Raw genomic sequence first — 18324 nt, forward strand, 5'->3', positions numbered from 1 at the left:
GAGCAACCCATGAACGCCATGTACCTCGAAGCACCCACCCAAGATCGCAAGGAAGACATGAACACCGCAGCCCCCTTCATCAAGGCGGAGCATCTCACCAAGATCTTCTATCCGCCCAGGGCCAGGTCCCTGCTATCGCGTAAGTCGTCCCTTCAAAACGGCTTCAAAGCCGTCGACGACGTCTCCTTCGAGGTCAAGCGCGGGGAAATCTTCGTCATCATGGGCCTATCGGGGTCCGGGAAGTCGACGATCATCCGCATGCTCAACCGGCTCATCGACGCCACCCAGGGTTCCATCGTTATTGATGGGAAAGACGTGGGCGCACTCGATCCGGCCAAGCTTCGGGCGTTCAGGAACGAAACCATCAACATGGTGTTCCAGCATTTCGGCCTCTTTCCCCATAAGTCCCTGCTCGACAACGTAGCTTTCGGGCTGAAGATTCGCGGGGTGGACAGGCAAACACGCGAGGCGAAAGCCACAGAGGCTTTGAACCTGGTCGGGCTGGGAGACCGGACACACGCCATGCCCGATCAGCTCAGCGGCGGCATGCGGCAGCGCGTCGGGTTGGCCCGTGCGCTGGCAACTGACGCGGAAATTCTGCTGATGGATGAACCCTTCAGCGCGCTTGACCCGCTGATCCGGCAGGATATGCAGCAGCTGCTGATTGAGCTGCAGCGCAACTTCAAGAAGACCATCGTGTTCGTCACCCATGACCTGGATGAAGCAATGCACCTCGGGGATCAGATCATGGTCATGAAGGAAGGCAAACAGATCCAGCGCGGAACCGCACTGGATCTCCTGGAATCCCCCGCCGATCCATATATCGAAAAGTTCGTAGCCGAAGTCAACCGCAGCAAGGTCCTCCACGCCGGCATGCTGGCAGAACCCTTCACCGGGGCAGACCACGAAGACGGCTGTAGGACCGGCGCGCGACCCGTCACGCCCACCACGGACGGTGCGGAACCACGGGTACAACACACCACCACCACGACAGTCATTGCCGATCTGCTGCCGGTGTTCGCCGGCGGATGCGACCGGATCCACGTCACCAACCATCAGGGTCTGGTACTTGGCCAACTCACGGCGAAAAAAGTCTTCGCCGCCCTCTCCCCAAAGGAATCTGTCCATGGAGCTTAATGTTGGAGGGTGGTTTGAGTCCCTCATTAACTGGTGTTTGGCGAACCTCGGTTGGTTCTTCGACGGCATCGCCTGGCTCACCACACAAATCGTTGGCAGCGTCGAATTTGCACTCATCGTCCTGCACCCGCTGGTCATCATTGCGCTGCTCACCGCGACGGCGGCATTCATGACCCGGAGCATCGGTATCACGGTCTTCTCGGCGGCGGCCTTCCTGCTCATCCTTTCCATGGGGCTGTGGCTTGAAACCATGGCCAGCCTCTCGATTGTGCTTGTGTCCGTCGCTGCCGCCCTTCTGATCGGCGTTCCACTTGGGATTTGGGCGGCCCTAAGTTCCGCTGTGAGCGCCGTGATGCGTCCGGTCCTGGACCTCATGCAGGCCATGCCCGTGTTCGTCTACCTCATTCCGGCCGTTTTCTTCTTCGGAGTAGGCCAAGTCCCCGGTATCGCGGCAACGATCGTGTTCGCCATACCTCCTGCCGTACGCCTGACCGAGCTCGGCATCCGCCAGATGGACTCCGAACTCCTCGAAGCAGCGCAGGCCTTCGGCGCCAAGAAGAGCCTGATCCTGCGCGATGTCCAGCTTCCTCTGGCCTTCCCATCCATCATGGTCGGCGTAAACCAAGTCATCATGCTCGCCCTTTCCATGGTCGTCGTCGCCGGTCTGGTGGGAGCAGGCGGACTGGGAGGCGTTGTTGTCCAGGGCGTCGCCCAACTTGATACCGCCCGAGGCTTCGAAGGCGGCCTCGCCGTCGTCATCCTTGCCGTATACCTCGACCGAGTCACAGGCGGCGCAAGCTCCCTGCCGGGGGTACTGCGCAAGAGCAACCGGCTCCGGAAAGAACGCGCCGCCGCCAAAGCCATCACCCCGCAGGCCAATCCCGAACCAGCCCTCGCAGTTCATTAGTACAAACCACCCCACCCAGGAGCCCACCTTTGAAAAACATGATCAGAACCGCAATTGCCTGCGTTGCCGTCGTCGCCAGCCTCAGCGCTTGCTCTGGAGTCACACCGGCTTCAAGTGGAGGCGGCAATAACGACGGGAATAATAAGACTGTCAACTTCGCCACGGTCCCCGGATTTGATGACACTGTAGCTGTCACAGGCCTCTGGTCTGTGCTGCTGAAAGAAAAGGGCTACACGGTCAAAACCACCAGCGTGGACCTGGCAGCCGGATTCTCCGGCATCGCCCGGGGAGACCTCGACGGTTACCTCAACGCATGGCTGCCATCAACGCATGCGGCCTACATCGACAAGTACAAGAATGACCTCGTGATCCCCGATAAGCCGTACTTCGCCAACGATGAGCTGGTCTTGGCGGTGCCTGACTTCGTCCAGGAAAACAGCATCAGCGACCTGGTCCAGAACGCGGGGAAATACGACTCCAAAATTGTCGGGATCGAAGCCGGTTCCGGAGAAATGAAGCTGCTTCCCGATGTTTTGGCCAAGTACTCCGCCCAGGACAAGCTCAAGATCGTCGAAGGCAGCACCCCGGCCGCCCTCGCCGCCCTGAAGAGCGGAGTCGACAACAACAAGCCGGTCGTTGTAGCCCTGTGGCAACCGCACTGGGCCTTTGCATCCATGCCGATCAAGGCCCTCAAAGACGACTCCCAAGGCTGGCCGAAGCCCGATGGCTCCTACGTCGTACTCTCCAAGAATTTCGCTGAAAAGCACGCAGACGTGCGCGGCTGGATGGAACACTCCGAACTCACCGACGAGCAATACGCATCGCTGATGCTCGCAGTCAGCGAAACGAAGGATGCCATCACAGGAGCCCAGAAGTGGTTGGAGACGCCCGCTAACCGGAAAGCCGCAGACGAATGGCTCAAGTAGGCGAATAGATCCACGGCCCGCCACCTAGTGGGGTCACCAAAGAGTCACCGAAGGTCCGAAACGCGCATCAATGGCGTGTTCCGGGCCTTTGGGCGTGCAGCCTCAGTGCTCGACGTCGTCGGGGGTCCGTGGGGAGCCGGTGGTCCAGGCGCGGCTTGTCCCACTCGCAATGGCCCCGGACAATTCCCAGCTGACCTGACAGATGTGGCCGACTCGCTCCGATTCTTTGACAGTGAGCCCGCTTACATCTAAAATTGAATACGACGTTCAATATGTGAATTGCAGGATACTGTAAGGAAGGTTCCGAAGCTCAATCGGACTCCCGCAAGCGCTCACTCAACGAGGAGGACAGCCATGAGAAGACCGCTCCGTACCAGAATCCGCCGTACTTCGGGGCCCTCCCTTGAACTGGTGGGTAACTGGACCGCACTGAACCCCAGCGACAGGGTTGTCATTTACCGCGGGGACACGGCAACAGCGTCGGGCTCCGTTGACCTCAGGAGTCCGGCTGGAAGCGTTTTCTGGATCCTGCAGGCGGGCGGACAGGGGAGGGTGATGATTCACAAGGCCGACGGCGTCGCCGTTTATCGCAGAACCGGCCACTCTGCACCTCCCGGGATCCTGTCCAGCTTGCGTTAGAGAGCTGAATCCACAAAAGCTTCCACCCGGCCGAATCATCAAACGGTCACTTACCTTCAGGAGAAGAAATGCCAGTAAACGGACATTCGCTCATCGCCGGACAGCAGGTCAGCGGCGAAAATGGAACGACCTTTGGCTTTAATCCAGCCACGAATGAACAGCTCGACCCCGCCTATTCGCTGATCACGGGAGACCAGCTCAAGCAGGCGACCACGGCGGCCGCCGATGCCTACCCGTCCTTCAGCACCTTGGACCCGGAGACGCATGCAGGCTTCCTGGAAGCCATCGCGGACAACATCGAGGCCATCGGTGACGAACTGATCATACGCGCCGGCCAGGAAACCGGGCTGCCCGCCGCCCGCATGCAGGGTGAACGCGCCCGCACGACCGGCCAGCTGCGCCTTTTCGCGAACGTTGTCCGCCAGGGCGACTTCCGCGGCGTGCGGATCGACCGGGAACTGCCGGACCGCGCCCCTCTCCCCCGTGCAGACATCCGGCAGCGCCAGATCCCGCTGGGTCCGGTCGCCGTCTTCGGCGCCAGTAATTTCCCGCTCGCGTTTTCGACGGCGGGCGGCGACACCGCGTCGGCCCTCGCCGCCGGCTGCCCGGTCGTCTTCAAGGCCCACAACGCCCACCCCGGCACTGGTGAGCTGGTTGGCCAGGCCGTGGCCAAGGCCGTCAAGGACTTTGGCCTCCACCCCGGTGTGTTCTCGCTGGTGTATGGGCCCGGCGCCAGCATCGGCCAGGCCCTCGTGGCCGACCCCGCCATCAAGGCCGTCGGCTTCACAGGATCCCAGGCCGCCGGCATCGCGCTGATGCGCACCGCAGCCGCTCGGCCGGAGCCGATTCCCGTGTACGCGGAAATGTCGTCGCTCAACCCGGTCTTCGTTTTCGAAGGCGCCCTCAAGGGTGATGTCCAAGCCCTCGCGCAGCAGTATGTCACTGCGGTCACCGGCAGCTCAGGGCAGCTCTGCACCTCCCCCGGACTCCTGTTCGCCCCCGTCGGCGAGCTGGGCGACAAACTCGCGGTGGCCGTCGGACGCGCCGTTTCCGCCTGCGCCGGGCAGACCATGCTTACCGAAGGGATCGCTGGCTCCTGGAACGCGGGCGCCGAGGCACTGGGCTCCGCGGCCGGGGTCAGCCTGGTCGGTCAGGGCACAGAAGGCGCAACCAAGAACGCCCCTGCCCCCACGATCTTCGGCACCCTGGTCAGGGACTTCGTCACCAATCACGTCCTGCATCAGGAGATCTTCGGTGCCGCCAGCCTCGTTATCCGCTACAGCTCCGTGGAGGAACTGATTGAGGCCGTCAACCGACTCGAGGGGCAGCTCACCGGGACCCTGCAGCTCACGGAAGAGGATTACGCGACGGCGGCACCGCTGATCCCCGCGCTCGAGCAGAAAGTGGGCCGGATCATCGTGAACGGCTGGCCCACCGGCGTCGAGGTAGGCCACGCCATGGTCCACGGCGGTCCGTTCCCGGCCACCTCTGATTCCCGCACCACCTCGGTGGGTAGTCTTGCCATCAACCGGTTCCTGCGGCCCGTCGCCTACCAGAGCCTGCCGCAGGAGCTCCTTCCCGCTTCGCTGCAGGACGAGAACCCCTGGCACCTGAACCGGCTGGTCAACGGCCTGGTTGAGAAGGCGGAAGCAACGGTCTAACCGACACCCAGCCAGCCGAAACTGGCTCCGGACAGCGAAGGGAGCAGCGGAGAAATCCGCTGCTCCCTTTTCGTGTTGCCCTCGGCCGGTCCTATCCCCCGGGTGTCATCCGATGGCGCATTTCGCCGACGCCCTGCACGTAGGTGACAAGTTCGTCTCCAGGAGCGAGGAAGCGTTGCGGAACGCGGCCCACTCCCACTCCCGGCGGCGTGCCGGTGAAAATGACGTCGCCTGGGAGCAAGGGCGTAATCCTGGACAGGCGGGCGATGATCTCCGGAATCGGGAAGACCATATCCATGGTGTTGCCCGTCTGGACCTGTTCCCCGTTGATCGTGCAGCTGAGATCGATGCTGTTGGGGTCGCCGTACTCGTCCGGAGTGACCAGAAACGGCCCCATGGGGCCGAATCCCGGGAATGACTTCGCCAGGCTGTATTGGGGGGCCGGTCCCGAGGACTGCCTGGTGCGTTCCGAGAGGTCCTGCCCGGCGGTAAGCCCGGCGACGTGCCGCCACGCATCGGCGGTGCCTATGTTCGCTCCACCACTGCCCATCACGGCCACCAGCTCCACCTCCCAGTCCACCGTTCCCGGCGGCAAAACGATGCTCCCGTAGGGGCCGCTCAGCGACGAGAGGAACTTGGTGAAGACAGTGATGTCCGCCGGCACGGCCAGGCCCGCCTCCGCCGCGTGGGCAGCATAGTTGAGCCCGATCGCAAAAATCTGGCGTGGCTGTGGCGCGGGGGTGCCAAATTCTTCGGGGGCAATCCCTAAAAGCGCCCTTCCCGTTGCCGTCTCCAACTCCCCCGCGGCTTCCCTGAGTTCGTCCCAGCGTCCATAGCATTCCTGGATTCTGGGGCTGAACCTGCCTTCGGTTTCGTGCGATACGTCAATGACCCGGTCATCTCGGGTAACGAGCATCAGGCGGTTTGAAATATTGGCCAAGCGCATGTGAAGACCTTACTTTCAGGGGCCGAAGCCTGCTGGCATACGGGAGTGTCAACACGTGTGGCCGGCCCCTTGGGGACCGGCCACACGGCTACAGATTTCGGTCAGGCAGATACATCGAATTCGATGGTGCCCCAGCCTTCGAAGGTGCCGGACCAGTGCCCGGCTTCCCGCATCGGAACTGCCTTCAGGCAGCTGCCGGGAAGGATCACTTGCCCGGGCTCAAATTCGACGTCGTATGCAGCGAGGCGGTTGACCAGCCACGCCGTGGCGGCGAAGGGGTTGCCGAGGATGTTCCGCGTGTTTCCCGAAATGATTTCGCGGTCGTTGAAGTTCAGGACACCACGGGTGTTGCTGAGGTTCACTTCGTTGACCCGCCTGGGGGTGCCGCCCAGCAGGATGGCTCCCGTTGACCCGTTATCGGCCAGCGTGTCAGGGAGGCTGATGGCCCAGTCCCTGACGCGTGAGTCAATGATTTCGATGGCGGGTAGGACGTATTCGACGGCGTTGATAACGTCGGCGACCGTGGTGTTGGGGCCGCGGAGGTGCCGCTTCAGCACAAAAGCAGGTTCGAGTTCAACGAACGGCTCGATGAATTTTCCCAGCTCCAGGGTGGTGCCCTCGTAGGCGAAGGTGCTGGCCAGCAGGTGCCCGTAGTCCGGCTGGTCAAGGCCGAAAGCGTCCTGCATAACTTTGGCGATATTGCCCAGCTTGTAGCCGACGAGGCGGTCACCGTTGGCGACGGCGTGCTCAACGTTGATCTTTTGGACTTCGAATGCTCCGTCGACGTCCAGGGCCGGCCAGGTTTCGGACGGTGCTGTGATGGATGCGCCTTCGAGCCGCGCCGTGCGGAGGGTGCCCGCGATGTCCTCGAGAGAGAGGGTGGACATGGGTGAGATTCCTTTTCGGTTCGTCTTGCTGTTCGGGGACCGCAATGTCCGCCAAGCAGCGGGTTACTGCGTGGTTGTCGTTCGGCTAACTGCCCAGGTGCCAAATGCCGAGGGCTGAGAGCAGCTCCCTTGGGTCCCAAACCACCCACTCTTCGGCGAGCTTGTCGTCCTCGAAGCGAAGGAACGAGGCGCCCGAGACCGTCACGGCCCTGCCGGTGGCGGGTACATCCATGAATTCGCCCTTGTGCGTGCCTTGGGTCTGCCAGTGGATCGCTACCCTGTCGCCGTCCTCAACCATTTGCAGGATTTCGATTGTTGAATCCGGAAATGCTGACTGCATGGCTTTAATGGTCTCCTGCAGACTGGCGAAATCTTCAGTGCCGGTCTTGGACCGGCGGATGTAATCGGGTGCAAGGATCCGTTCAAAGGAGGACAAATCGCCGTTCCCCCACGCGCCGTTCCACGCCTTGAGGATTGTTTCCTGCCTGCTGCTCATGATGCGCTCCTTGCTGCTTCGGTGGGGATTTCGATGGGCTGGTACTGGCCGAACTTTCCGCCCCGGAAGATCAGGGCGTTGCCGCTGCCTTCCTCCATATTGGTGACGGCGCCGACGACCATGTAGTGGTCGCCGACCACCACCTCGGCGGTGACTTTGCAGTCGATGTACGCTGTGGCTCCATCCAGGTGCGGAGTGCCGAGGGGGCCCTCCGTGCATGGCAGGTTCTCGAACTTTTCGGGTCCTTTGCGGGACAGCGAGCGGCAGATGGCGATCTGGTCGTCGGCCAGGATGTTCGCGGTGAAGTTTTTCAGCTGGCGGAGCCTGGGCCACGTGGAGGAGGACTTGTCCACGCAGAACATAACCAGGGGCGGCTCCAGCGAGAGTGACTGGAAGGTACCAACCACCAGACCCAGTTTTTCGTTGTCGCCGTTGACTCCGGTAATGGCCACGACGCCGGTGGGCAGCTTGCCCAGGACCTGGCGGTAGAAGGCGGGGGTGATATCCGTGGACGGAGTTTGTTCCGTGGCTGGGGTTATATCCATAGCGGTTTCCTTTGTAGGTTTCGGTGCGGGCCTCGATGCCTGCTTAGAAGGGAGTGGGACGGCTTTCAGTGAAGCTTCCGAATCGTCCGCCGTGGAAGATGAGGGGCGCGCCCTCACCGGCGGTCATCTCCAGAACCTTGGCGACGATGATCAGGTGGTCGCCGGCAAGGATCTGCTGCTCAACGGTGCAGTCGAACCAGGCGAGCGAGCCCTTGATGTGGGGATTCCCCCAGGAGGACTCGGACCAGTCAACTGCACTGAGTTTGTCCTCGACCTTGGCTGAAAGTGCCCGGCAGACCTGCTGTTGCTCCTCGGCGAGCAGGCTGACGCTGAAGCGTCCTGCCTGGGCAATCTTCGGCCAACTGCTGGACGTGTGCGTGACACTGAACGTGACCAACGCGGGATCCATCGACAATGAGGCGAAGGTCCCCACGATCATTCCGTTCCGGGCACCGGTGTCGGGGTCCGTGGAGCAGAGCGCCGCGACCCCGGTGGGAAGGTGGCGCATGACCGCACGGTATTGATCCGAATCGATGCGGCGGGTTGCGATTGCCATAGTGCTCATGGCTGCTCCTGATTCAGTTCTTCGTGGACGTTCCGGCCCGCACGGAGTCCGCTTTCGACGGCGCCGTCGAAGAAGCCGGCCCAGATGTTGGCGATGTCGCCGCTGGCGAAATGCAGCGCACCTTCGCTGGCCTGCTGTTCCCGGTGATATTTGGTCAGCTGACCGGGGCGCTGAATCTGCCAGGTTTCCTCCGCGTACGGGTCGGACATCCACTGGTGACCGGCGACCTCGAGGACTTCCAGGTCGTCGCGCCATACTTTGATGGCTTCCTGGACCTGCCCGATGTCGGTGACGTCGATGCGGTCCGCGGCGGCACCGAAGCCGACCAGCACGGCGTCGGTATCGCTGACGAATTCGGTGCGGATCACGGACAGCGGCTTGTCCTGGGCGGAGTAGGCGAAGAACGGCTTGATGGGTCCCTTGACCCGGATCCAGGCCTTAACGCCCTGGGACGCGGTCTTTTCGCGGCTGGCGGCGAGCTTAGCGTCAGACAGTGCCGGCTGAACATCGAGCTTGTGCAGTATGTTCTGCGGCAGGGTGATGACGACCTTCTTGGCACGGATTTCCTGGCCGTCCCCGTAAGTTACGATGGCTCCCCCGCTGCTGTGGCGGACGGCGGTCACCGGCGCATCGAGGCGAATGTCAGCGTTGGCGTCCTCGGCGATTGCCTTGGTCAGGGTGTCGTTACCGTCCTTGAGACGGTAGATTGCCGAGGCCTCGTGCATCAGGTGCCAATGTCCGGAAGACGCAGCGGTCCAGCGCAGTGCGTTGACGTAGGCGCACTGGTTCAGTGGCGCGTTGAAGTGGCCCACCCAGGCGGCCTCGTTCGCGTTCCGCTCATCCTCGGAGAGGTCCAGTTTGTCGAGCATTTCCTGCAGGTTGTACTGATCGACCTCGGCCAGGTTCGGGTTGGTCAGTGGTGCATCCGGTCGCGGTAGCCACTTCATGGTGTCTTCGAGGAGCCGGGTCATTCCGGGGTCGATGAGTGACATGAAGTCTTCCAGGTTGCCGCGTCGAACCTCGTTCCCGGCGAGCCAGAATGTTTCTTCCGACCGCGGGCCGCGGGAGACCTCGAGGCCGTAGCGCGTGACCTCGGCCCAGACGTGGGGCTGGGTCCAGTGCAGCCAGTTGCCGCCAATCTCCAGGTTCTGGCCCAGACGGCGATCGGTCCACAAGCGGCCGCCGATGCGGTCGCGGGCTTCCAGGACCACCACCTGGTGGCCGCGGTTGGCGAGTTCGCGGGCAGTGATGAGACCGGCGACGCCGGCGCCAATGACGACGACATCGGTTTGTTCAGACATGTGCAGCTCCCTTCTCTTCGGTGTAATCGGGGCCGGTCAGCTGCTGGCGCTGGTGAGCCGCTTGGTGCGGTGCTCGGTCGCAGGGTGGGAATCCAGCGTGTATTTGTGGCCCGGGAAGAGCTTCTCGCGCAGGGTTGTTGGCTGCTGGTCTGCGGCCCGGACCGGGGACACAATGCCCTGGGCACGCAGTTCCGGAAGGGCGAGTTCAATGAACTCTTTCCAGCTGCCGGGCTTGGTGGTGTAGCTGAGGTTGATGCCGTCGACGTCGGCGTCGTCGCGCCAGCGGCGCAGTTCTGCTGCGACCGTCTCAGGTGAGCCGATGATGGTGCACCCGCTGCCGCCGACAGCAAGGAATTCCGCGATCTGGCGGGGAGTCCAGTCCCGGTCCGGGTCGGCTTTGGAGAACATGTCCACCATGGACTGTGCTGCCTTGGTGCCGACGGATTTCAGCGGAGCGTCCAGGTCATAGGTAGACATGTCGATTCCGGTCCATCCGCTGAACCGTGCGAGGCACCCCTCTACTGGGGCGTTCGCCACGGCGATGTCGTACTTGGCCTGCGCTTCCTCGTCGGTGGGTGCCACCACCACGGTCAGCAGGATGACCACCTTAACGTCCCGGGGATCACGGCCAGCCTCCGCCACTGCCTGGCGGATCTTGGCAACCGAGCGCTTGGCGCCCTCCACCGATGTGCTCTGGATGAAGACCGCTTCGGCGTGCTTGGCACCGAATTCCATGCCCCTGGCGGATGAGCCGGCTTGGAACAGCACCGGGGTACGCTGCGGGGAGGGCTCGCAAAGGTGGAACCCGGGGACGGTGAAGTAGCTACCGGAGTGGTCGATCGCGTGAACCTTGGCGGGGTCTACGTACGTTGCTGCCTCAACGTCCCGAACGACGGCGTCCTCCTCGAAGGAGCCCTCCCAAAGCTTGTACACAACGTCCATATACTCGTCCGCCATGTCGTACCGCTCCTCCGGGCTGAGCTGCTGCTGCTTACCCAGGTTCCGCGCCGCGGCTTCTGAATAGGAGGTCACGATGTTCCAGCCCACCCGGCCGGCTGTGAGGTGATCCAAGCTGCTGAACTTGCGGGCCAGGAGGTATGGAGGTTCGTAAGTGGCCGAGCAGGTAACGCCGAAGGTCAGGTGCTTCGTCACGGCGGCCATGCCGCTGATCAACACCGTCGGATCATTGATGGGGAACTGGGCCGCGTCACGGAGGGCTGCGTCACCGGAGCCCCTGTAGACATCGTGGTAGCCCACGTTATCGGCGAAGAAGATGCCATCAAAGCTCGCCTCCTCAAGCATCTGCGCGAGGCCGGTCCAATACTGCAGGTCGGTGTAGCGGTGGCCTTCATCGTTTTCATTGCGCCATGACCCGGATGTCAGGTGCGCGGGGGCAAAAACATCGAAGGCGAAGAGGCTCAGGGGTTCGTTTTTCATGGCAGCGGTGCTTCCTTGGACGGCGCGACAACTATTCTTGAGCGTTCTAAAAATGAACACTGCGTTCAATTTAGATGTTGCGTGGCTCACTGTCAAGAGGCACGCTTCAGCACACAAGGCGACACAGGATTGAACGCACGGTTCGCAATGTGATTAGGGCCTAGAATGGACGTGGCAATTGAAGTCAAGCCGCCAGGCCCAAGCGGAGGCGGAGTGGGAGCGGAAATGGCAGCGGAACAGAACGCAGTACCGGACGAAGCATCTGAAGACGCCGTGGCCCCGACCACGCCAGAGCCCTTCGACCTCATCAACAAGTCCGTAGTAAAGGCCACTGTGCTCCTCCGGGAGCTTGGACGCCACCGGGACGGCATCAACGTGACCGAACTGGCGCAGAGCGTGAAGATGTCGCGCCCAACGGCCTTCCGGCTCCTCCTGAGCCTGGAACAGACGGGCTTTGTAGAACGCGAGGACAACCGTTACAAGCTCGGCTGGCAGCTGGCACATCTGGGCAGACTGGCTGACCCGTACGCGGGGGCCGTGGCCAGGATCCAGCCCGTCCTGGACGAATATGCCACCAGGCTCAACGAGACATTCAGCTTCGTCATCATGCGTGGAGACTCGGACCATGAGGTGATCGCAGAGGCTTCCGGCTCACGCTACCTGGCCACACAGCTTTACCTGGGCGGAACGTACCCACTGCACGCCAGTGCCACGGGAAAAATCATTCTCGCCGAACAGTCTGACGACCACATCAAGGCGACGTTGCCCGAGAAGCTGGAGTCGTTCACCGCCCACACAATCACCAGCCGGGGATCGCTCCTCAAAGAACTTCGCCATGTCCGGGAACAGGGCTATGCCGTTACGGACGAGGAACTGGAAGAAGGACTGTTCGCGATGTGCTGCGCTGTGCGCGATCCTTCCGGCGGACTCGTCGGCGTTCTGTGCATCAATGGGCCGGTCCAGCGCCTGAAATCCGACCGTCAGTCTGAGTTCGAGCGCGAGCTGCGGCAAGGGGCCGAGGAGATCGCCAAAATCCTGGCATAGGAGCATCAGCGCCGCGGGGGCATTTTCCGTCCTTGCAGCTGCCGAAGGCAACGGCGCGCAAGGCTCTTACTGAGTCCGGTCCGTCTGGCCAGGTCCACGGCGTCTGTACGGCGAGCCGGGTCTCGTGGCTCCATGTCGAGAACTGTCGCCACCCTCCGTATAGCCCACACCGGGAGCGATGCCGGCGAGCCCGCTGCAGCGCCGCCACCGGATGTTTTTATGCTTCCCTTCTCCGTGAGGCCCACGATTGCCGGGGTCATGCGAAGGACGCAACGGGTTTACCGAAGACGCCCTGGTCGGGAACAACTCCCAGGCCTGGGCCAGTGGGAACCTGGATGTGCCCGTTCACAACCCGAACCGGATTCGTCGAGTCATAGTGGCCGTCCATGGAGGGCTGTGCCAGCCAGACCCCTTCAAGCAAACGCGGCTGCACCGTTGCGGCCATGTGGACGCAGGCGGCTGCGATGATATCGCCTCCCCAGCTGTCATCACACGTGTGCGGCATGGATCGGGATTCGCAGACGTCCCTGACGGAAGCGAAGTCAGCGAGCCCGCCCAGGCGTGTGACCTTCAGTCCAAAGCCGTCGGCAATGCCAAGTGAGATGGCACGCAGCACGATGCTGAGATTCTCGGTGTTTTCGTCCAGGTAGATCGGACGCCGCACCTGGGCGCGGATCGCAGCGATTTCCTCCATGGTGTTGCAGGGCTGTTCGAGGACGAAGGGTATGTCCGCACAACCCTGCTCGATGCGGAGGACGTCACGGGTTGTCAATGCCCGGTTGGCGTCCACCGCGAGGCGTGTGCATCCCGTGGCCTCCCAGACCTTCCGGATGGTCTCGATGTCGGCTTCGACCGGACGTCCGCCCACCTTGATCTGAAGCCTTTGGTAGCCCTCGGCGATCTTCTCGGCGGCGAGCTTGGCGACTTTGTTGGGTTCGTCTACTGGAAGTGCATAGTAGGAATTCACATACTCAGTCCTCGCGCCGCCCAAGAGGTCACATACGCGCATGCCGTAGGCCTTGCCGATGAGATCGTGGATCGCGATGTCGATTGCGGCTTTGGCGTAGTTGTGGCCGTTGAGGAGCTGATCCAGGGACCGACGCACTGCACGTGGGCCCGTGACGTCACTTCCAATCAGGCCGGCCGACATCTGGGCGAGGGCCGCGCGGGCACCCAGCGCATGTTCCGGCTGATACACCGGCCCGACCGGGCACGTCTCCCCCCAGCCCGAGATGCCGGTATCAGACACGATCTCGACAATCGTCGAGTCAAAGGACGCATAGGCGCCTCCGGCTGACATCCGATAATTCTTGTCGCTGACTGGCAAATCCATTTGGTAGAGGTGAATTTCAGCAATGCGCACGTGGTTCTCGTTCGTTTAGGGAGCAGTTGATGAGTGTTCAGTTCAGAACGGACTGTCTCGGGACGACTGGCAAAGGCGTGAGGAGCATGGTGGAAGTGTCGATGTGAGGATTCGCGTCTTGGTCCCTGACTAGCAGCGCAGCTTCCTCGGTGCTTGAGACGACGGGTACGGACCCGAGGAGGGGACGGGCGGCTGATTCGCGCATCTTTGTAAGGGCGAAGAGTGCCACCGCGGAGAAGAACATGACATAGAAGGCCGGGGCGTAGGAGTTCCCGGTGACTTGGACGAGGAGTTGGCTCACCAACGGAGTAGTGCCACCGAACAGGGAGATGGCCACGTTGTGGGTGAGGCCGACACTGCCGTAGCGGGAGGCCGTGGGGAAAAGCTCCGACATCACGGCACCCGTGAGGGCCAGGAAGAACGCACTCGGCAGGGAAACCATAAACAGGGCGAGATACAGCGACCACATTTCCCCCAGGTGCATCAGCGCAAACGCCGGCACTAGCAGGACAAGGTTCCCCACCGTGGCTATCACGTAGATGGGCCGGCGGCCTATCCGGTCCGACCACCGCGCCACGAACGGGACGATGACCGCTTGAAGGAGGAGGATCACGACCGTCGCCACTGCCGTCGTCACGGAGGCCATACCAATCTGCGACTCCAGATAGGTGGGCATGTAGCTGGTAACGGTGTATGAGGACGTCCCATCAGCGGCGATCAAAGCAATTCCGACCAGTATCTGCGGCCAGTAGAGCTTGACGATCTTCGGCAGGCTCTGCCGGACAAAAAGGGGATTGACGTCATCCTGTTCGGTTTTTTCGTGCGCCACCTCAAAACTCGGCGACTCCGGGATGCGTTTTCGCAGGGAAATAGCAACCAGGCCAAGCGGCAAGGCGAGGAGGAACGGGATCCGCCAGCCGCCGTCGAGCATTGCCGACGCTCCCCACACGGAGGTGGTGATGATGGTCGTCGCGGCCACCACTGCCGCGCCGGCCGCAAAACCCAGCTGCGCGCCAGTGTTCAGCAGCGCCGTCCAGAACCCACGGTGGCGGTCTGGGGAGAACTCGGCGACGTACGTCGCGGCGCCGGAGTACTCGCCGCCGGTGGAGAATCCCTGAAGCATTTTCAGCAGGTACAGCGGGACGATAACCCAGAGACCCATCTGGTCGGCGGTCGGCAGTACGCCGATGAGGGTAGTTGCCGACGCCATCAGCGCCATGGTGAAGAAGAGAACCTTGCGCCGCCCGATCCGGTCCCCCAGCGGACCAAGGATCATGCCGCCCAGGGGCCTCACGATGAACGAAACGGCGAAGCCCAGGAGCGTCACCAGCAGGCCGGTACTCTGGTCCATGCCTTGGGTAAACACGCTGGTCATCGTGAGTGTCAGGTATCCATAGATCCCAATGTCGTACCACTCAATGAAGTTGCCGACTCCGGCGCCGATCTGCGCTTTACGCAGTTCGCGCTTGTCGACGATGATGCAGTCGTCCGTCCGCAGGCGGCGGGTGGCACTAGACAAGGCTGGGAGTTGTGTTCTCGGGTAATCGGACATCTTTGTCTTTCCTTCGTGGATGAAAAGCGCAGTTCATCGGGGGCGTTGAGCCTTGGGGCGGCCACGGCGGTGACCGCGCGGCTCCATTGGACGCTTAGGACCTGCACTTGCAGGCATACGTGATTGCTTCATCATTTTTTGTAAACGTTCATAAGATGAACATGCTAGTTGTTTACTGAACACTAACGGTAGAGTGGTACGCGCCACACCGTCAAGTTTTCGCGCGTAATCTTTACCCGTTTTGGGTCTGACCAGCCCCCACTCCTACGGGGCCGTGGGCCACACCTGACAAGATGCCCACCCCTGAGATCACTCCTGCACAACGGCAACTGTCGGGGTCGGAGGCTAGCCCGAGGCACAGTCTTGATTATGCGTGTGAGACGTGCCATAGTATTCGTGTTCGTTCGATAAATGAACATCATGTTCAAATTGCAGGTCGACTGGATCTGTAGCTCACGCGTCACGGAGACCGCCATGCGGTTTCCTTCATCTGAGAAAGAAAATAATGGAACTGGTGTCGGAGATCGCCGGATGGTCCGGGGCAGCATCAATCCTGGCTGCCTACCTGCTGGTTTCCATGGGCTGGCTCCGTGCAGGACGGAGGTTTCAAGCAGCAAACCTCGCAGGGGCGTGTGCCTTCGTCATCAATGGTGCTCACAATGGCGCTTGGCCCTCGGTCGTGACAAATATCGTGTGGTTCCTGATCTCTTTGGTTTCCCTGGTACGGATAGCACGCAAAAAGACTGCCGCGGAGCCGGGCAAAGGCCCGTCGCGTGAAGAACCAGCGGCGACGTCCGGGCGCCAACACAAGGCCTCCTGAGAACCGCAGCGTCACAGAACGGACGACGACAGGACTCCCCTGCCGTCGTTTTTTGCGAGCTTCGGCGCCAGCCAGCACGTGTCTGCCCCACCGACCGGCCACGAACTCCCCTACGCCCGCGCCGTCACCCACTACCTGACGGTCGACACCAGTGCTACAACCATCATCTTCGCCGTCTACACCAGCGAAACCACCCCACCCCGGACAGACCAAACCCCACGCCGGCAGCATCGCCGCGCTCACCGGAGTCCTCGCCGAGCAGGGAATCAACATACGGGACGGCCTCTTCGTCGGAAACGAGACCCCCTACGACGACGAACCCGGCACCAACCTCACCCTGCCCGTCAGCTCCACCCAAACAAGCGCGATCAACGCCGATTTCATCTACCGGGGCAGCTTCGTCGAACCGACCAACCGGATCACCCTTCGAGCCGCGTCCACGAAGCAGCAAAAGCGGCCGCCGTCGAACGAGGCTATCGGCCAGTATGCCTTGTTGGCCCAGTACACCTGCATCGTCGCCTACCTCCTGGCGGGGAGGATCGAGTACCCGGTACCCGTGCGCTTCAACCCGCAATAGCTTGTACTGGTATCTGTACTACAGCTCCTACCGCATGCCGCTGGGAACAGCAAAGTGATCGAGCGGATGGGGGAATCGAATGTAAAGCAGCGTCGCGCCCCATTTGAGAGCCCTTGCTGCGGCCCCTACGCCGCGGGGCGCAGCGGCAGGACAACTTGAAGGAGAAAAGCCGGCATGACCCCTCGCGAAGCACAAGCCCCCGACTTCCGTGTCGGGGAAGACGCCTACGAGCCGGCGCAGTACGAAGCTAAAGGGCGGTTGAGGCCGCGCCCGTGGCCTATTGGTCCGAGTGAAAGCTACGGGAAAGTGGATTTTGATGACGGCGAGGGAAAGATCGTCCTCACCCTCTACATTCAGCGCGGGCACGAAGAAGGTTACGTCCTGCACGTCGAGCACCTAGCCGCGCCGCTGCGGGTAGATGGCACGCTCCTTCGCCTGATCCCGGCGCCTCGCGTTGACAAGGACGCCGCGGACTTCCGCCGGATCACCGCTGCCCGTACGGCTGCCGCGAAGGCCGAGGCCGAGCTGGACGGCGCTGTCAGCGCCGCCCGCGAGAACGGAGACTCCTGGGAGGTTATCGGTGCCGCCCTCGGCACGTCCGCTCGAACTGCGCGGGAGCGGTTCGGACACGCACTGAGGCGACCGCGAAATGGGATGCCGACGAGGTGACGAACGTGCGCGTGATTGCGTCGAGCAGGAGGACGCAAGAATCATCTGCGCTATTGGACACCTGGGGATCGTTCGCAGAAAGCGGCCGGGCCTCCGATGACGGACCCCTCGACGGCGACGCGCACGACCAGATCCTGGACGCCTCCGACCAGGCCCCCGATACCTGATGACTACGCAGAAAAGCGTGATTACTGAAGACCAGGCAGCCCACTGCGCCACCTTGGAATGGTTCGGCATCAGCTTCCAGTTTCCGAGTTGCTAGTGGTCCGGCTTTTCAGCGCTTCTTCGTAAAATGCGAGCCTTGTGGCCGTCCGTGCCATATCGTGCTGAGCATGAATAAACCAGTGGGCAATCCAAAAGCCTGCGAGCAAGACCAGAAGTGCACAGGCTAAAGTTGCGGCGAACGGTGGTTAGAAATCCGAGGATCCAAACCTGACACTCGACAAAGCCGCTTCTGCCATCCAATAAAGCAGACGTAAGTGTGGACACTGTCCACACCCTCGTTGGCAGGACAAATGCGGGCATCCGACTCCCCCGGGGTGCCTTCAGAGCCCTTCCCCGAACGCCCTCATCGGACTCGTTGGAGTCATGTTGTCCCCGCTCTCGCGGCTCATGAATAGTTGTGGGCCACCCCGGGCCCCAACCCGACAAAACCGGAACGAGGTACCGCGAGGACACACTCACAGCAGGCGGAGGGCTCATTAGCCAGGGAACTGAACCCGCCACCCCACACACCTGAATAGGCTCCCTCGGCCCACAGTCCGCACACCCAGCCGCCAGAGCGACGCGACCACAAGCTTTGTCAACAGATCAAAGCAAAATCGACCCTGACGAGGGGATATGCTGTGCGCG

At 61.9% G+C, this 18324-nt stretch carries 17 protein-coding genes; 8 read left to right on the forward strand and 9 right to left on the reverse strand.

Annotation, left to right across the window (positions count from 1 at the left end; translation table 11 throughout):
- Positions 1–9 precede the first annotated feature (9 nt).
- From IAQ70_RS18775 to IAQ70_RS18790, 4 genes are all read left to right on the forward strand, one after another.
- The gene (locus IAQ70_RS18775) at positions 10–1137 is read left to right on the forward strand and encodes a quaternary amine ABC transporter ATP-binding protein (RefSeq protein ID WP_223860345.1); all 1128 of its coding nucleotides are present in this window, start codon (positions 10–12) and stop codon (positions 1135–1137) included.
- Complete coding sequence (locus IAQ70_RS18780; protein WP_190991051.1) at positions 1127–2044, forward strand: ABC transporter permease; 918 nt, start codon at positions 1127–1129, stop codon at positions 2042–2044. Before IAQ70_RS18775 ends, IAQ70_RS18780 begins: the two co-directional genes overlap by 11 nt.
- Before the next feature lie 38 nt (positions 2045–2082).
- Positions 2083–2970, forward strand: a complete 888-nt coding sequence (locus IAQ70_RS18785; protein ID WP_190991053.1) for a glycine betaine ABC transporter substrate-binding protein — start codon at positions 2083–2085, stop codon at positions 2968–2970.
- A 707-nt stretch (positions 2971–3677) separates the two neighbouring features.
- Complete coding sequence (locus IAQ70_RS18790; protein WP_190991055.1) at positions 3678–5270, forward strand: aldehyde dehydrogenase (NADP(+)); 1593 nt, start codon at positions 3678–3680, stop codon at positions 5268–5270.
- A 91-nt stretch (positions 5271–5361) separates the two neighbouring features.
- Here the strand turns inward: IAQ70_RS18790 and IAQ70_RS18795 are convergent, their stop codons facing one another.
- From IAQ70_RS18795 to IAQ70_RS18825, 7 genes are all read right to left on the reverse strand, one after another.
- Positions 5362–6216 (reverse strand): fumarylacetoacetate hydrolase family protein, encoded by an 855-nt coding sequence (locus IAQ70_RS18795; RefSeq protein ID WP_190991057.1) that lies wholly within the window; start codon positions 6214–6216, stop codon positions 5362–5364.
- 101 nt (positions 6217–6317) lie between these two features.
- Entirely contained in the window at positions 6318–7103 is a 786-nt protein-coding gene (locus IAQ70_RS18800) for a 2-keto-4-pentenoate hydratase (RefSeq protein WP_190991059.1), read from the reverse strand.
- A gap of 85 nt (positions 7104–7188) precedes the next feature.
- A complete protein-coding gene (locus tag IAQ70_RS18805) occupies positions 7189–7599 on the reverse strand; it encodes an ester cyclase (protein WP_190991061.1) in 411 nt (136 codons plus the stop codon).
- Positions 7596–8144, reverse strand: coding sequence for a flavin reductase family protein (locus IAQ70_RS18810; protein ID WP_190991063.1), 549 nt, complete (start codon positions 8142–8144; stop codon positions 7596–7598). Before IAQ70_RS18810 ends, IAQ70_RS18805 begins: the two co-directional genes overlap by 4 nt.
- A 43-nt stretch (positions 8145–8187) precedes the next feature.
- Entirely contained in the window at positions 8188–8709 is a 522-nt protein-coding gene (locus IAQ70_RS18815) for a flavin reductase family protein (RefSeq protein WP_223860347.1), read from the reverse strand.
- Positions 8706–10010 carry a flavin monoamine oxidase family protein gene (locus IAQ70_RS18820; RefSeq protein WP_190991066.1) on the reverse strand — a complete coding sequence of 435 codons (1305 nt, stop codon included), beginning with the start codon at positions 10008–10010 and terminating at the stop codon, positions 8706–8708. Before IAQ70_RS18820 ends, IAQ70_RS18815 begins: the two co-directional genes overlap by 4 nt.
- A 36-nt stretch (positions 10011–10046) precedes the next feature.
- Complete coding sequence (locus tag IAQ70_RS18825) at positions 10047–11447, reverse strand: LLM class flavin-dependent oxidoreductase (RefSeq protein ID WP_190991068.1); 1401 nt, start codon at positions 11445–11447, stop codon at positions 10047–10049.
- A gap of 225 nt (positions 11448–11672) precedes the next feature.
- On the opposite strand from IAQ70_RS18825, the gene IAQ70_RS18830 reads away from it, so the two are divergent.
- On the forward strand, positions 11673–12491 hold the full coding sequence (locus IAQ70_RS18830) for an IclR family transcriptional regulator (RefSeq protein ID WP_190991070.1): 819 nt from the start codon (positions 11673–11675) through the stop codon (positions 12489–12491).
- Positions 12492–12747: 256 nt separating this feature from the next.
- Here IAQ70_RS18830 and IAQ70_RS18835 read toward each other — a convergent pair whose 3' ends face one another.
- Both IAQ70_RS18835 and IAQ70_RS18840 read right to left on the reverse strand, forming a co-directional pair.
- On the reverse strand, positions 12748–13791 hold the full coding sequence (locus IAQ70_RS18835; protein WP_317983710.1) for a mandelate racemase/muconate lactonizing enzyme family protein: 1044 nt from the start codon (positions 13789–13791) through the stop codon (positions 12748–12750).
- Positions 13792–13891: 100 nt separating this feature from the next.
- Positions 13892–15373 (reverse strand): MFS transporter, encoded by a 1482-nt coding sequence (locus IAQ70_RS18840; RefSeq protein ID WP_223860349.1) that lies wholly within the window; start codon positions 15371–15373, stop codon positions 13892–13894.
- A 610-nt stretch (positions 15374–15983) separates the two neighbouring features.
- Here IAQ70_RS18840 and IAQ70_RS23440 point away from each other — a divergent pair.
- The 3 genes from IAQ70_RS23440 (at position 15984) to IAQ70_RS18855 (ending at position 17472) form a co-directional block, all read left to right on the forward strand.
- A complete protein-coding gene (locus tag IAQ70_RS23440) occupies positions 15984–16226 on the forward strand; it encodes a CBU_0592 family membrane protein (RefSeq protein ID WP_425564853.1) in 243 nt (80 codons plus the stop codon).
- A gap of 151 nt (positions 16227–16377) precedes the next feature.
- Positions 16378–16803 (forward strand): hypothetical protein, encoded by a 426-nt coding sequence (locus IAQ70_RS18850; protein WP_190991079.1) that lies wholly within the window; start codon positions 16378–16380, stop codon positions 16801–16803.
- A 174-nt stretch (positions 16804–16977) separates the two neighbouring features.
- Positions 16978–17472 (forward strand): hypothetical protein, encoded by a 495-nt coding sequence (locus IAQ70_RS18855; protein WP_190991081.1) that lies wholly within the window; start codon positions 16978–16980, stop codon positions 17470–17472.
- Positions 17473–18324: the final 852 nt, after the last annotated feature.

The sequence above is a fragment of the Pseudarthrobacter sulfonivorans genome (assembly GCF_014712225.1).
Taxonomy (GTDB): domain Bacteria; phylum Actinomycetota; class Actinomycetes; order Actinomycetales; family Micrococcaceae; genus Arthrobacter; species Arthrobacter sulfonivorans.